The following is a 13399-nucleotide window of genomic DNA, read 5'->3' as shown; positions in this document are numbered from 1 at the left end:
TCGAGCTCCGATAGAATATCGAATCTCGATGGCTGCTTAGTCTTTTTAATACTGTCTACTTGACAGGGATAAGACCACGCGTTCCCCCGCAGTCGTCTTTTTTCATATTACGCTGTGATCCAAGCCTCATTAGCTGGATTTTTACGCCACTCTTGTAATTTTTTCGTTTCAGCTTGTCCGATCATACCTTTTTCTGCTGCAACTTCAGTTAATGCACTGTAATCACTTAAAGAATATGATGCTACGTTTGCTGCTTCTAGTTTCTCTTTTCCTGACTCAAGCTCGTATGTGAAGATTGATACGATTCCTAATACTTCACAACCAGCTTCGCGAAGTGCTTCTACACATGTAATTGCACTGCCGCCAGTTGAAATTAAGTCTTCTACTACTACTACTTTCTGACCTTTTTCAGCTTTTCCTTCGATTTGATTCCCTTTACCGTGACCTTTTGCTTTACTACGTACGTAGCACATTGGTAAATCCATACGATCGCTTACCCATGCAGCGTGCGCAATACCAGCAGTTGCTGTTCCTGCAATAACTTCTACAGCTGGGAAGTGCTCTTTAATTAACTCTTCTAATCCAGCTGCAATCGCTTGACGTACTTTTGGATAAGATAAAGTTAAGCGGTTATCACAATAAATTGGTGATTTCATACCAGAAGACCATGTGAATGGATCATTCGGTTGTAAAAATACTGCTCCAATTTCTAATAAATGCGATGCGATTTCTTTTTTCATACTGTTACACCTTCCCACTGTTGTTTTACTGTTTTATACGCTTCAAACGGATTTTCTGCTTTTGTAATACTACGTCCAACTACGATATAGCTCGAGCCAAGTTCCCTCGCACGTTTCGGTGTTGCTACGCGCACCTGATCATTCACATCATCGCTTGCAAGACGAATCCCCGGTGTTACTGTTACAAATTCATTCCCGCATACTTCACGTAATTTTGGAACTTCAAGTGTTGAACAAACAACTCCATCAAGTCCACTTTCTTTCGTTAATTTTGCATAATGAGCAACCGCTTCTTCTAACGTTTTCTCAATGCCGATCTCTTTTTTCATCATAGCTTCCGAAGTGCTTGTTAGTTGTGTAACTGCAATACAAATCGGTCTCTCTTTTCCTGCTTGCTTACCTTCCTCTAATCCCTCAATCGCAGCTTTCATCATACTGCTTCCCCCAGCAGCATGAACATTTACCATATCAACATCTAGACTAGCTAGGCTACGCATAGCGCTTTTTACTGTATTCGGAATATCATGAAGTTTTAAATCTAGAAAGATTTTATGTCCTTTTTCTTTTAAGTACGTAATAATCGCAGGGCCTTCTTTGTAAAATAACTCCATACCAACTTTGACAAATAACTCTTCCCCTTCAAAGTGGCGCAAGAATTGTTCTACATCTTGTTTCCCCGGAAAATCTAGTGCAACGATTAACGACTGTGACATGTTTGCTTCCAGCTCCTTCCTTGACATTCCGAAATGTGATCAAATCCTAATTCATCTAGTAATGCTGGTAACTCTTCAATAATTGTCGGACATACGAACGGATCTATGAAGTTCGCTGTACCTACTGCAACTGCGCTTGCACCAGCGTAGAAGAACTCAATTACATCTTCTGCTGACTCAATACCACCCATTCCGATAATTGGAATGTTAACCGCTTGGCTTACTTCATGTACCATACGAATTGCTACTGGCTTAATCGCAGGACCTGATAGTCCGCCCGTACGGTTTGCTAAAATTGGTTGAGCTGTTTTTAAATCTAGACGCATACCAAGCAATGTATTAATCATCGTTAAACCATCTGCACCTGCATTTTCAATCGCTTTTGCAATTTCCACAATGTTTGCCACGTTCGGTGACAATTTCACGTATACAGGTACTTCAGAAACCTCTTTTACTCGCTTCGTTAAATCAGCAGCAATTTCAGGATTTGTACCAAAAGCGATACCACCTGTTTTTACGTTCGGACAAGAAATATTTAATTCTAGTGCATGGACATTAGGCGCTTTAGAAATTTCCTTTGCAACTGCTACGTAATCCTCAGCTTGTGAGCCCGCAACATTCGCAATGATTGGAAGATCAAATTGTTCTAACCATGGTAATTCAGAATTCATTACTTTTTCTAAACCTGGGTTTTGAAGTCCGATTGCATTTAACATGCCGCCTGGTGTTTCAGCAACACGCGGCGTCGGATTTCCATAACGTGGTTGTTCTGTCGTCGCTTTAATCATGATTGATCCTAGTACACTTAAATCGTAAAACTGTGCATATTCACGACCAAATCCAAAGCATCCAGATGCCGGTATAATTGGATTTTTTAATGACAATCCTGGTAATTCAACTTGCAATCTGTTCATAGTACAACCTCCCCAATTGGAAATACTGGTCCGTCGCTACACACCTTCTTGTAAGAATGTCCACTTGGATCTTCTTGTAAGTGGCATACACATGCGAAACAAGCTCCAATACCACAACCCATACGTTCTTCTAATGAAATATAGGCTTTTTTCTCTTTGTAACGTCCTTCTAATGCACGAAGCATCGCTAACGGGCCACATGAATAAAGAATGTCAAAGTCGATTCCGTAATTATCAATTACATCTGTAACAAATCCCTTTGTACCGTATGTGCCGTCTACTGTTGCAACGTACGTATCACCAAGTTCTGCAAATTTTTCTTCATAGAAAACAACATCTTTAGTTTGAAAACCTAAGATGTGAATCACACGTACACCTTTTGCAACGAGGCGCTGTGATAATTCATAAAGTGGTGGTACCCCAATTCCCCCGCCTACTAATAAAGCCGTTTGTCCTGTTTCTGCTTCTTCTACAGGAAAACCGTGTCCTAGTGGTCCTAGTACATCTACCATTTCACCTTGTTTTCTAGTTGCTAATGTTTTTGTCCCTTGTCCTTCCGCACGATATAGCATTGTAAACTCGTTCTTCTCTTGATCTACATTACAAATACTAATCGGGCGGCGCAGAAGGGGCGCAATGCCCTCTGCTACCTTAATGTGTACAAACTGCCCTGGTTCGTTCATTTGCTGTACTAACGTTCCTTGAAGCACTAATTCGTAAATGTTTTTTGCGATTTCTTTTTGGTTAACGACAATCATATTTTGCTTTTGCATCATGCATGTACCACCTCGTGACGCTTTGTTTGCGTAATTTCTTTCATTGAATGAGCTGAGAATGTCATAGATTCTAATACTCGTAAGATTGCTCTCGTTGTATCAAGTGATGTTAAGCAAGCCACACCGTTTTCTACTGATTCACGGCGAATGCGGAAACCATCACGCGCTGGTTGTTTTCCTTTTGTTAATGTATTGATTACAAACTGTGCTTTTCCTTGGCGGATAATATCTAGTAAGTTGTAGTCTTCAGAATCAATTTTGTTTACAACTTGTACTGGGATATTTTGCTCTGCTAATGTTTGTGCCGTTCCAGCTGTTGCTAATAAGTTATAGCCGATTTCATGGAAACGTTTTGCAATTTCCATCGCCTCTTCTTTATCTTTATCCGCTACAGTGATGATTACGGATCCGTGCGTTGGGATGTTAATTCCTGAGGCAACTAGCCCTTTGTATAATGCTTTTTCAAGCGTTAAGTCTTTCCCCATTACTTCCCCTGTTGATTTCATTTCAGGTCCTAATGTTGTATCAACTGAGCGTAGTTTCGCAAATGAGAATACTGGTGCTTTTACATACACTTCTTTCTCTTCTGGGTGATAGCCCGTTCCGTATCCTTGCTCTATTAGGTTTTGACCTAAAATAACTTTCGTTGCAACATTCGCCATCGGTACGCCTGTAATTTTACTTAAGAATGGTACTGTACGGCTCGCACGTGGGTTTACTTCAATTACATACACTTGATCTTTGAATACTACAAACTGGATATTTAGTAATCCAACAATGTTTAATCCTTTTCCAAGTGCAATTGTATGTTCAATAATTTGTTCTTTTAGTTCGTCAGATAAGCTTTGTGGTGGATATACTCCAATTGAATCCCCAGAGTGAACTCCAGCGCGTTCAATATGTTCCATAATACCTGGAATGAACACATTCTCACCGTCTGAAATTGCATCTACTTCAATTTCTTTACCAACCATGTAACGGTCGATTAATACCGGATGCTCTGCATGAACTTTAACTGCATTTTTCATGTAGTGCAGTAGTTCTTCTTGACGATATACGATTTCCATCGCACGTCCACCTAGTACGTAAGATGGCCTTACTAATACTGGGTAACCAATTTCTTCAGCGATTGCTACCGCTTGTTCTACAGTTGTTGCTGTTTTACCAACTGGTTGCGGGATGCCTAATTTTGTTAATGCAGCTTCGAATTTATCTCGATCTTCTGCGCGGTCTAAATCTTCAAGTGATGTTCCTAAAATTTTCACACCGTGTTCTTCTAATTTCGCCGCTAAGTTAATTGCCGTTTGTCCACCGAACTGAACGATAACACCTTCTGGCTTTTCTAAATCGATAATGTGCATTACATCTTCAATCGTTAATGGTTCAAAGTATAATTTGTCAGAAATACTAAAGTCTGTTGAAACTGTTTCTGGGTTGTTATTTACAATGATTGCCTCATATCCAGCTTCTTTAATTGCCCATACAGAGTGAACTGTTGCGTAGTCAAACTCAACACCTTGACCGATACGGATTGGACCAGACCCTAGTACAACCACACTCTTACGATCTGTTATAACCGATTCATTCTCGTCACCGTATGTGCTGTAGTAGTAAGGTGTTGCAGATTCAAACTCTGCCGCACAAGTATCTACCATTTTATAAACAGGAGTCATATTACTTTCTTTACGCATATCGTAAATTTCACGCTCTGTTTTGTTCCAAGCATTGGCGATGTAATGATCACTGAATCCCATTTCTTTTGCAGATTGTAACACTTCCATATTTCCTGCATTTTCTTTTACTTCGTGTTCCATGTTTACGATGTTTTCAATTTTTTGTAAGAAGAAGAAGTCCATTTCACACCATGAATTAATTTCTTCTTTCGTTACACCTTGACGGATTGCTTCTGCTACAACGAACAGACGCTCATCGTCAGCTTTTATAATACGTTTTTTCATTGTTTCTTTATCAAGTTCTTTTAAATGGTCTAATTCTAAGTGATAAATCCCTAGCTCTAAAGAACGAACCGCTTTTAATAATGATTGCTCTAAGTTACGTCCGATTGACATAACTTCACCAGTTGCTTTCATCTGCGTTCCAAGCGTTCTGTTTGCTGATTCAAACTTATCAAATGGCCAGCGCGGAATTTTTGAAACAACATAGTCTAATGCTGGTTCGAAACAAGCGTATGTTTTTTGTGTTACTGGATTTACAATTTCATCTAATGTTAAACCGACTGCAATTTTCGCTGCTAACTTCGCAATTGGATATCCAGTTGCTTTAGATGCTAGTGCAGATGAACGACTCACACGCGGATTTACTTCGATTACATAGTATTGGAAGCTATGCGGATCTAGTGCAAGCTGAACGTTACAGCCACCTTCGATTCCTAATGCACGAATAATTCGTAATGAAGTGTTTCGTAACATTTGATACTCACGGTCACTTAATGTTTGACTCGGCGCTACAACGATTGAATCACCTGTGTGAACCCCAACTGGATCGATATTTTCCATGTTACATACTACAATCGCGTTATCATTCGAATCACGCATTACTTCATATTCAATTTCCTTACAACCAGCAATGCTCTTTTCTAATAAACATTGTGTTACTGGACTATGTTTTAATCCACCTGATACGATTTCAATTAGTTCTTCTTCATTACTGCAGATTCCGCCACCTGTTCCCCCCATTGTAAATGCTGGGCGAACAATAACTGGATAACCAATTTCTTTTACAAATTCATGTGCTTCTTCTAGCGTATGAATAATGGTACTAGATGGAATTGGTTCATTTAATTCCTGCATTAATGTACGGAATAAATCACGATCTTCCGCTTGCTCAATTGCTGATAATTTTGTTCCTAAAATTTCAACTCCGCATTCTTCAAGTATGCCTGATTTCGCAAGTTCAACAGCCATATTTAGGCCTGTTTGACCACCTAATGTTGGTAGGATTGCATCTGGACGTTCTTTACGAATGATACGGCTTACGAATTCTAATGTTAATGGTTCTATATATACTTTATCTGCTGTTGCAGTATCTGTCATAATTGTTGCTGGGTTAGAGTTAACAAGGATTACTTTGTAACCTTCTTCTCTAAGAGATTGACAAGCTTGTGTACCAGAGTAATCAAACTCTGCTGCTTGCCCAATTACAATTGGTCCTGATCCGATTACTAAAATTGTGTTAATGTCTAGGCGTTTTGGCATAACTCTTCCCCTTCTTTCTTGAAGTTTTCAATCATTTCTAAGAAATCTTCGAATAAATCATTTGCATCTTCTGGTCCCGCTGAAGCTTCTGGATGGTATTGTACTGTAAATGCTGGAAACTTCGTATGACGAAGACCTTCTACTGTTCCATCATTTAAAGCAACATGTGTAATTTCAAGATTTGTATTTTCAACTGACTCTTCTTCTACTGCGTATCCATGGTTTTGAGAAGTAATTGCTACTTTTCCAGTTGCAAGATTTTTTACTGGATGATTTAAACCACGATGACCGAACTTCAACTTACTTGTATTTGCACCAGATGCTAATGCGAATAACTGATGTCCTAAGCAAATCCCGAATAAAGGAACTTTACCGATAATGTCTTTTAACATTTCAATTGCTTCTGGTACATCTTTTGGATCCCCAGGTCCATTACTTAACATAATTCCATCTGGGCTAAGGCGTAAAATCTCTTCTGCTGTTGTATTGTAAGGTACTACAATTACATCACAGTCACGCTTATTTAATTCTCTTAAAATACCATGTTTCATTCCGAAGTCTACAAGTACAACTCGATGACCACGGCCTGGGCTTGGGTATGGGTCTTTCGTTGATACGCGTTTTACATGATCTGTAAATACTGTCGCTTTTAATTGGCCCACAATGTACTCGACATCTGCATCCATGTTACAAAGTCGTCCGCGTAATGTACCGTATTGACGAATTTTTCTCGTTAATTTTCTCGTATCAATTCCTGCTAATCCTGGAATGTTTCTTTCTTTTAAGTAATCATTTAACGAAATTTCATTACGGAAGTTTGATGGATGATCACAAATTTCATTTACGATTAAACCATTTACAGATGGGTGAATGGATTCAAAATCGTCACGGTTAATGCCGTAGTTTCCGATTAATGGGTACGTAAATGTTACGATTTGACCGCAATATGATGGATCAGATAATGTTTCTTGATATCCAGTCATTCCTGTTGTAAATACAACCTCACCTGACTTTTCGATTTCGCCTCCGAAACCTTTTCCAATTAATACTGTTCCATCTTCTAAGATAAGTTGTCTTTTCATACTAATGCACTCTCCTTTTGCCATGCGATCTTACCGCCAACGATTGTCATTACCGGCCATCCTTGGCATTTCCAACCTGCGAATGGTGTATTTTTTCCTTTTGATAAGAATGTTGTTGGATCAATCTCTTCTTCTTGTTCTAAATCAATGATTGTAATATCAGCTACTCTACCTTCTTTCAGGCGACCTGCTTCTAACCCGAATGTATCAGCTGGTTTTTCTGTTAAGAATTGAATTAACTGTTCTAATGTAATAATTCCTTTTTTCACAAGGTTTGTGTATAGAAGTGGGAATGCTGTTTCAAAACCAGTAATTCCGAATGGTGCTCTTTCAATTCCTTGTGCTTTCTCTTCCGCTGTATGCGGTGCATGGTCAGTTGCGATCATATCGATCGTTCCATCTAATAGCCCTTCAATTAACGCTGCGTGGTCTTCTTTTCCACGAAGCGGTGGGTTCATTTTAAAGTTAGGATCAGCTGATGGGATATCATCTTCACATAACACTAAGTGATGCGGTGTTACTTCTGCTGTTACTTTAATTCCAGCACGTTTTGCATCACGGATTACACGTACAGACCCTTTCGTACTTACGTGACATACGTGATAGTGACAATCTGCCGCTTCAGCAAGCAGTATATCCCTTGCAATATGTACAGATTCACATACTGATGGGATACCGTTTAATCCGTGTTTCTCAGAAAACTTCCCTTCATGTACACAACCTTTATTAATAAGTGTATTTTCTTCACAGTGTGCAACTACTGCCATATTCAACTTCGCTGCACGCTTCATAGCAGCTAGCATCATGCTAGCATCTTGTACGCCTACTCCATCATCAGTGAAAGCGAATGCTCCAAGCTCTTTTAACGTTTCGAAATCTGTCATTTCAGAACCTGCTTGACGTACTGTAATTGCTCCATATGGTAATACATTTACGTGTGCTTTTTCTTTAATACGTTTTTGTAAGTCTTCCATATGTTCCCTGCAATCTGGTACTGGACGTGTATTTGGCATTGCGCAAATTGTAGTGAATCCACCTTTTGCCGCTGCTAGTGTGCCTGTTGCAATTGTTTCTTTATGTTCACCACCTGGCTCACGAAGATGTACATGTACATCTACTAATCCAGGTGCAATTAACTTTCCGTTCACATCGATTACTTCAGCATTATCTGCCGTAATATTTTCTGCTACTTTCGCAATTTTACCGTCTTGTACGAGAAGATCTGTTGCTACAATTATTCCTTCTTCATTCATATAACGACCATTTTTAAACAAATAATTCATGTTTCATTCCTCCTAATACATTTGGTAAGGCGCGTTTTAGTACAGCCATTCTTACGTAAACTCCATTTTCCATTTGTTTAAATATGCGTGAACGCTCACACTCAACAAGTTCACTTGCAATTTCCACATCCCGGTTGAAAGGAGCTGGATGCATAATAATGCTTCCTTCTTTCATACGTTTTTCTCTTTCAAGCGTTAATCCGTGTTTTTCATGATACTCTTTCATAATGTCTGTTTCATAATGATCATGACGCTCATGCTGTACACGAAGTAACATCATTACATCAACTTCTGGAACTAGCTCATCTAAGTTTTTGTACGTTCCAAATGTGTTTTTTTCATCTTTCCACTCTTCTGGGCTTGCAAAATAAATCGTTGCCCCAAGCTTCGTTAATGTTTCAGCATTGGATCGTGCTACTCGGCTATGGCGAATATCTCCAACAATTGCAATCTTTAAACCTTCAAAACTTCCAAACTCTTGTTTAATTGTTAGAAGGTCGAGCAGACATTGCGTTGGATGATTTCCGCATCCATCTCCAGCATTTAAGATTGGAATGTTTACTTGATCTTTTAGCTCATCAAAGTAACGATCTTGCTCGTGGCGGATGACTACCGCTTTTGTTCCGATTGATTCCAGTGTTTTTATCGTGTCGTATAACGTTTCTCCTTTTTGTACGCTAGATGAATCTGCTGAAAAGTTTAATACGTCAAGTCCCAATCTCTTCTCAGCAACTTCGAAGCTAAATCTCGTTCTCGTACTATTCTCAAAGAACAAGTTCGCAACAAAAGTTTGCTCTGTTGTTTTGCTCTCTTTCCCATTCGCGAAATCTTCTGCGTCTTTTAGGATTTCTGAAATTTCTAGTTCCGATAATTCACTCATCGTTAACAAATGGCTCATCGTCATCCCTCATCTTTCTGATTTTTATCATAGCATTTATGGATATTTATAACAACATTTGTATAAAAATACCCTAGTCGTGTGAGACTAGGGTGCAACGAAGAAGCCACCCTTTTCTGTCTCACAGGACTGAATTAAAAGGTTGTTTTTATGAAGCAATCTGCTTAGATTGTTTTATTTGTTTCGTTTCTGGTAGTAGTAGATTTAACAGTACACCTACAATTGCTGCTAGTGCCATTCCTTCTACTTGGAACGATTCTCCTACGTGAAGTACCGCTCCGCCAATACCAATTACTAGTATAACTGATGCAATCATTAAGTTTCGTTTGTCACTTAAATCTGTTCTATCATCTACCATCATGCGTAAACCACTTGATGCGATTACACCGAATAGTAAGATTGATACACCACCCATAACTGGTGTTGGAATCGAGTGGATCAGTGCTGAAATCTTCCCGATAAATCCAAACATGATTGCGAATACTGCTGAACCGATGAATAAGTATACACTGTACGCTCTCGTAATTGCTAGCACACCGATGTTTTCACCGTATGTTGTATTCGGTGGTCCACCGATTAGTGATGCGATTAATGTTGCTACCCCATCCCCAAAGATTGAACGGTGTAAACCTGGTTTTTCAATTAAATCTCTTTTAATAACATTTCCAAGTACAATTTGATGTCCGATATGTTCTGAAATTGTTACTAGTGCTACTGGCACCATTAAGAGTACAATCTTCCACGAAAACTCTGGTGTGTATGTTACAAACGGTACTGTGAAATCAGGTACGACAAACCATTTCGCCTCAGCTACCGGTTTTAAATCTACTAGCCCTTGGAAGTAAGCGAAGATATATCCGCCGATGATTCCAAGTAACACCGGTATGATGCTGAAAAATCCTCTTCCAAATATGGAGCAAATGATTGTAATTGCTAATGTTACTAGTGCTACTGAAAAGTGTGTAATGCTATACTTACCATCCGTACCGTTCATCGCCATGTTCACTGCTGTATGTGCTAAAGCTAAACCGATTACCATTACTACCGGACCAACTACGATTGGCGGAAGTAATTTCATAATCCACGCTGATCCAGATTTCTTAATTCCGATTGAAATTAAGATGTACACCAGTCCTGCAAGTAAACCACCAAGCATCGCTGCTCCGGGGCCACCTGCTGTTTTTGCTGCAATAATCGGTGCGATAAAGGCGAATGATGATCCTAAATACGCAGGTACTTGACCTTTCGTTATAAGAAGAAACGCTAGCGTTCCTAATCCACTTGATATTAACGCTACTGACGGATTCAATCCTGTTAAAAATGGAACAAGCACTGTTGATCCAAACATCGCGAACAAATGTTGTATACTTAAAAATAACCATTTTCCCGGTTTCGGTACTTCATTAACGTCTAACACTGGCTTTTGTTCCATTGTTACATCCTCCTTCAGTTTAAATCTTTGCAATAAAAAAACTCTTTGTGCCTGTGCACAAAGAGTCCTATACTTTCGTATGCCAAATTCGACATATGAAAGCCAAGACCCTTTGGCAGCCTCACAGGACTACATTTAAAAGGGCTTTACTTATCGTATATACTTACTCGATCTTGTTGATCTGTCTCTTGCAAATCAACTTCGATACGCTCTTCACTTGATGTTGGAATGTTCTTTCCTACATAATCAGCGCGAATTGGTAATTCACGATGTCCTCTATCTACAAGAACAGCTAATTGAATTTGTGATGGTCTTCCTAAATCCATAAGAGCATCCATCGCAGCTCGAACTGTTCTTCCTGTATACAATACATCATCTACAAGGATTACTTTTTTCTTCGTAATATCTACTGGAATATCTGAACCTTTTACTAGTGGTTCTTTATTCTTTGATTGAAGTGTTAAGTCATCACGATATAAAGTTATATCTAACTCTCCTACTTCCATCTCTTTTCCTTCAATTTGACCAATTCGTTCTGCCAAACGTTGTGCAATAAAAATTCCACGTGTTTTAATTCCGACAAGAACACAATTATCGACACCTTTATTTCGTTCCACGATTTCATGACTAATTCGTGTTAAAGCGCGGCGAATCATTTGGTCATCTAAAACGACAGCTTTTTCCTGCATGCTCTACACCTCCAAGCTATTTTTCTTGCGTGAGAGTAATGGTATAAAAAAAGTCCTCTCAGCGTGTGCGAGAGGACTTTTGAAAAAAAGGGTACAACATACCCTAAGTATTTCAAACCGTTACCTTCTCAACCTCACGGGGCTGTGTTAAAGGATCATTATTTAACTGTTGTCAGTATCTCAGTTTTCTCATGATTTGTCAATACTATTTCCGTAAAATATTTAAAGTCTCTTCAAACACTTCTGGAATCGGTGCCTCAAACTGAATATATTCACCAGTACGAGGGTGGTCAAATCCTAAAATACCTGCATGAAGTGCCTGTCCATTCATGTCTAATGTTTTCTTTGGTCCATACTTTGGATCTCCTGCAAGTGGATAGCCAATATATTTCATATGAACACGAATTTGGTGTGTACGTCCTGTTTCTAAGCGACATTCTACAAGTGTGAAATCTTTGAAACGCTCTAACACTTGGAAATGCGTAACAGCATGCTTACCATTTTCATCAACTGTCATACTTTGACGTTCTTTCTTATCACGAGCAATCGGAGCATCAATCGTTCCCTTATCATGCGGAATAACACCGTGTACAATCGCTTTGTAACGTCTTGTTACTGTTTTTGCTACAAGTTGATTTACAAGTGATTCGTGTGCCATATCATTTTTAGCAACCATTAATAGGCCAGATGTATCTTTATCAATACGATGCACGATACCAGGACGCATTACACCGTTAATGCCTGATAAATCTGTACAATGATGCATAAGACCATTCACAAGTGTGCCACTTGTATGACCTGGTGCTGGATGTACAACCATACCACGTGGCTTATTTACAACAAGTACATCTGCATCTTCATAATAAATTTCTAAGTTCATATCTTCCGCTTGAATATCTAACTCTTCCGGATCAGGAATCGTTACTGTAATTTCATCATTTTCTTTAACTTTATAATTTACTTTTACCGATTTCCCATTCACTGTTACAACATCATCTTTAATCCATTGCTGTACTTGTGAACGTGACCATTCACTGTTAATTTCTGCAACGAATTTATCGATTCGCTCACTTTTTTGTTCTTCTGCAACTGTTACCTGTACTACTTCACTCATTCAATTACTCCTTCGTTTTCTTGCCTTCTAATAATGTTTGAATAATAATTAATACAACACCAATACATAACGCTGAATCAGCTACATTGAATACTGGATAGTTGTACGAGAAAATATACACGTGAATGAAATCCACTACTTCTTGTCTAAATACACGATCAATAAAGTTACCAATTGCTCCACCTAAAATTAGACCTAATGAAATTCCTAGAAGCTTGTCTGTTTTTGCATATTTTTTCATATACATTACGATAAATACTACAAAGACAACCGTAATAATGTAGAAAAACCACATTTTATTTTCTAAAATCCCCCAGGCAGCTCCTCTATTTCGATGTGATGTTATGTATAATACATTATCGATTATCGGAATGCTCATACCCAATTCCATGTTCTTTACAATTAGCCACTTCGATATTTGATCGATGGCAATGACAAATAACGCTATTACATAATATATCATTTTCATTTCCCCCACAAAGACAGTGTACCTCAAAATTTTAGCATAGCTGCTACCTTTTCACAATGAACCTTTATAGAAGA

The 13399-nt window shown here is 38.8% G+C and carries 12 protein-coding genes; all 12 read right to left on the bottom strand.

All coding sequences use genetic code 11. The annotated features are described in order from the left end of the window. Positions 1–107: 107 nt before the first annotated feature. A complete protein-coding gene (gene pyrE / locus JDS81_RS04265; RefSeq protein WP_000711439.1) occupies positions 108–740 on the bottom strand; it encodes an orotate phosphoribosyltransferase in 633 nt (210 codons plus the stop codon). Then, positions 737–1453, bottom strand: a complete 717-nt coding sequence (pyrF, locus tag JDS81_RS04260) for an orotidine-5'-phosphate decarboxylase (protein WP_097954265.1) — start codon at positions 1451–1453, stop codon at positions 737–739. The genes pyrE and pyrF overlap by 4 nt, the downstream gene beginning before the upstream one ends. After that, on the bottom strand, positions 1438–2367 hold the full coding sequence (gene pyrD / locus JDS81_RS04255) for a dihydroorotate oxidase B catalytic subunit (RefSeq protein WP_001081058.1): 930 nt from the start codon (positions 2365–2367) through the stop codon (positions 1438–1440). Before pyrD ends, pyrF begins: the two co-directional genes overlap by 16 nt. After that, positions 2364–3143 carry a dihydroorotate oxidase B electron transfer subunit gene (pyrK, locus tag JDS81_RS04250; RefSeq protein WP_097954266.1) on the bottom strand — a complete coding sequence of 260 codons (780 nt, stop codon included), beginning with the start codon at positions 3141–3143 and terminating at the stop codon, positions 2364–2366. The genes pyrD and pyrK overlap by 4 nt, the downstream gene beginning before the upstream one ends. Then, positions 3140–6358 carry a carbamoyl-phosphate synthase large subunit gene (carB, locus tag JDS81_RS04245; protein WP_001126140.1) on the bottom strand — a complete coding sequence of 1073 codons (3219 nt, stop codon included), beginning with the start codon at positions 6356–6358 and terminating at the stop codon, positions 3140–3142. Before carB ends, pyrK begins: the two co-directional genes overlap by 4 nt. Then, on the bottom strand, positions 6343–7440 hold the full coding sequence (locus tag JDS81_RS04240; protein ID WP_000828665.1) for a carbamoyl phosphate synthase small subunit: 1098 nt from the start codon (positions 7438–7440) through the stop codon (positions 6343–6345). The genes carB and JDS81_RS04240 overlap by 16 nt, the downstream gene beginning before the upstream one ends. Next, entirely contained in the window at positions 7437–8723 is a 1287-nt protein-coding gene (gene pyrC / locus JDS81_RS04235) for a dihydroorotase (protein WP_001108362.1), read from the bottom strand. The genes JDS81_RS04240 and pyrC overlap by 4 nt, the downstream gene beginning before the upstream one ends. After that, the gene (gene pyrB / locus JDS81_RS04230; protein ID WP_000018838.1) at positions 8707–9621 is read right to left on the bottom strand and encodes an aspartate carbamoyltransferase; all 915 of its coding nucleotides are present in this window, start codon (positions 9619–9621) and stop codon (positions 8707–8709) included. Before pyrB ends, pyrC begins: the two co-directional genes overlap by 17 nt. Before the next feature lie 148 nt (positions 9622–9769). Then, the gene (gene uraA, locus JDS81_RS04225) at positions 9770–11053 is read right to left on the bottom strand and encodes a uracil permease (protein WP_140158506.1); all 1284 of its coding nucleotides are present in this window, start codon (positions 11051–11053) and stop codon (positions 9770–9772) included. A 146-nt stretch (positions 11054–11199) separates the two neighbouring features. Next, positions 11200–11742 (bottom strand): bifunctional pyrimidine operon transcriptional regulator/uracil phosphoribosyltransferase, encoded by a 543-nt coding sequence (gene pyrR / locus JDS81_RS04220; RefSeq protein WP_001156491.1) that lies wholly within the window; start codon positions 11740–11742, stop codon positions 11200–11202. A gap of 205 nt (positions 11743–11947) precedes the next feature. After that, entirely contained in the window at positions 11948–12856 is a 909-nt protein-coding gene (locus JDS81_RS04215) for an RluA family pseudouridine synthase (protein ID WP_000005848.1), read from the bottom strand. Between the two features lie 4 nt (positions 12857–12860). Beyond that, positions 12861–13319 (bottom strand): lipoprotein signal peptidase LspA, encoded by a 459-nt coding sequence (lspA, locus tag JDS81_RS04210; RefSeq protein WP_000642175.1) that lies wholly within the window; start codon positions 13317–13319, stop codon positions 12861–12863. Positions 13320–13399 lie beyond the last annotated feature (80 nt).

The sequence above is a fragment of the Bacillus cereus group sp. N31 genome (assembly GCF_016483245.1).
Lineage (GTDB): Bacteria > Bacillota > Bacilli > Bacillales > Bacillaceae_G > Bacillus_A > Bacillus_A toyonensis.
This window is presented reverse-complemented; position numbering and strand designations above follow the sequence as displayed.

What these genes read in the sequence shown, in the direction of transcription:
- pyrB (WP_000018838.1), bottom strand. Translation starts at nt 9,621, where the DNA reads ATGAGCCATTTGTTAACGATGAGTGAATTATCGGAACTAGAAATTTCA.
- JDS81_RS04215 (WP_000005848.1), bottom strand. Translation starts at nt 12,856, where the DNA reads ATGAGTGAAGTAGTACAGGTAACAGTTGCAGAAGAACAAAAAAGTGAG.
- pyrD (WP_001081058.1), bottom strand. Translation starts at nt 2,367, where the DNA reads ATGAACAGATTGCAAGTTGAATTACCAGGATTGTCATTAAAAAATCCA.
- carB (WP_001126140.1), bottom strand. Translation starts at nt 6,358, where the DNA reads ATGCCAAAACGCCTAGACATTAACACAATTTTAGTAATCGGATCAGGA.
- pyrE (WP_000711439.1), bottom strand. Translation starts at nt 740, where the DNA reads ATGAAAAAAGAAATCGCATCGCATTTATTAGAAATTGGAGCAGTATTT.
- pyrF (WP_097954265.1), bottom strand. Translation starts at nt 1,453, where the DNA reads ATGTCACAGTCGTTAATCGTTGCACTAGATTTTCCGGGGAAACAAGAT.
- pyrC (WP_001108362.1), bottom strand. Translation starts at nt 8,723, where the DNA reads ATGAATTATTTGTTTAAAAATGGTCGTTATATGAATGAAGAAGGAATA.
- pyrK (WP_097954266.1), bottom strand. Translation starts at nt 3,143, where the DNA reads ATGATGCAAAAGCAAAATATGATTGTCGTTAACCAAAAAGAAATCGCA.
- pyrR (WP_001156491.1), bottom strand. Translation starts at nt 11,742, where the DNA reads ATGCAGGAAAAAGCTGTCGTTTTAGATGACCAAATGATTCGCCGCGCT.
- JDS81_RS04240 (WP_000828665.1), bottom strand. Translation starts at nt 7,440, where the DNA reads ATGAAAAGACAACTTATCTTAGAAGATGGAACAGTATTAATTGGAAAA.
- uraA (WP_140158506.1), bottom strand. Translation starts at nt 11,053, where the DNA reads ATGGAACAAAAGCCAGTGTTAGACGTTAATGAAGTACCGAAACCGGGA.
- lspA (WP_000642175.1), bottom strand. Translation starts at nt 13,319, where the DNA reads ATGATATATTATGTAATAGCGTTATTTGTCATTGCCATCGATCAAATA.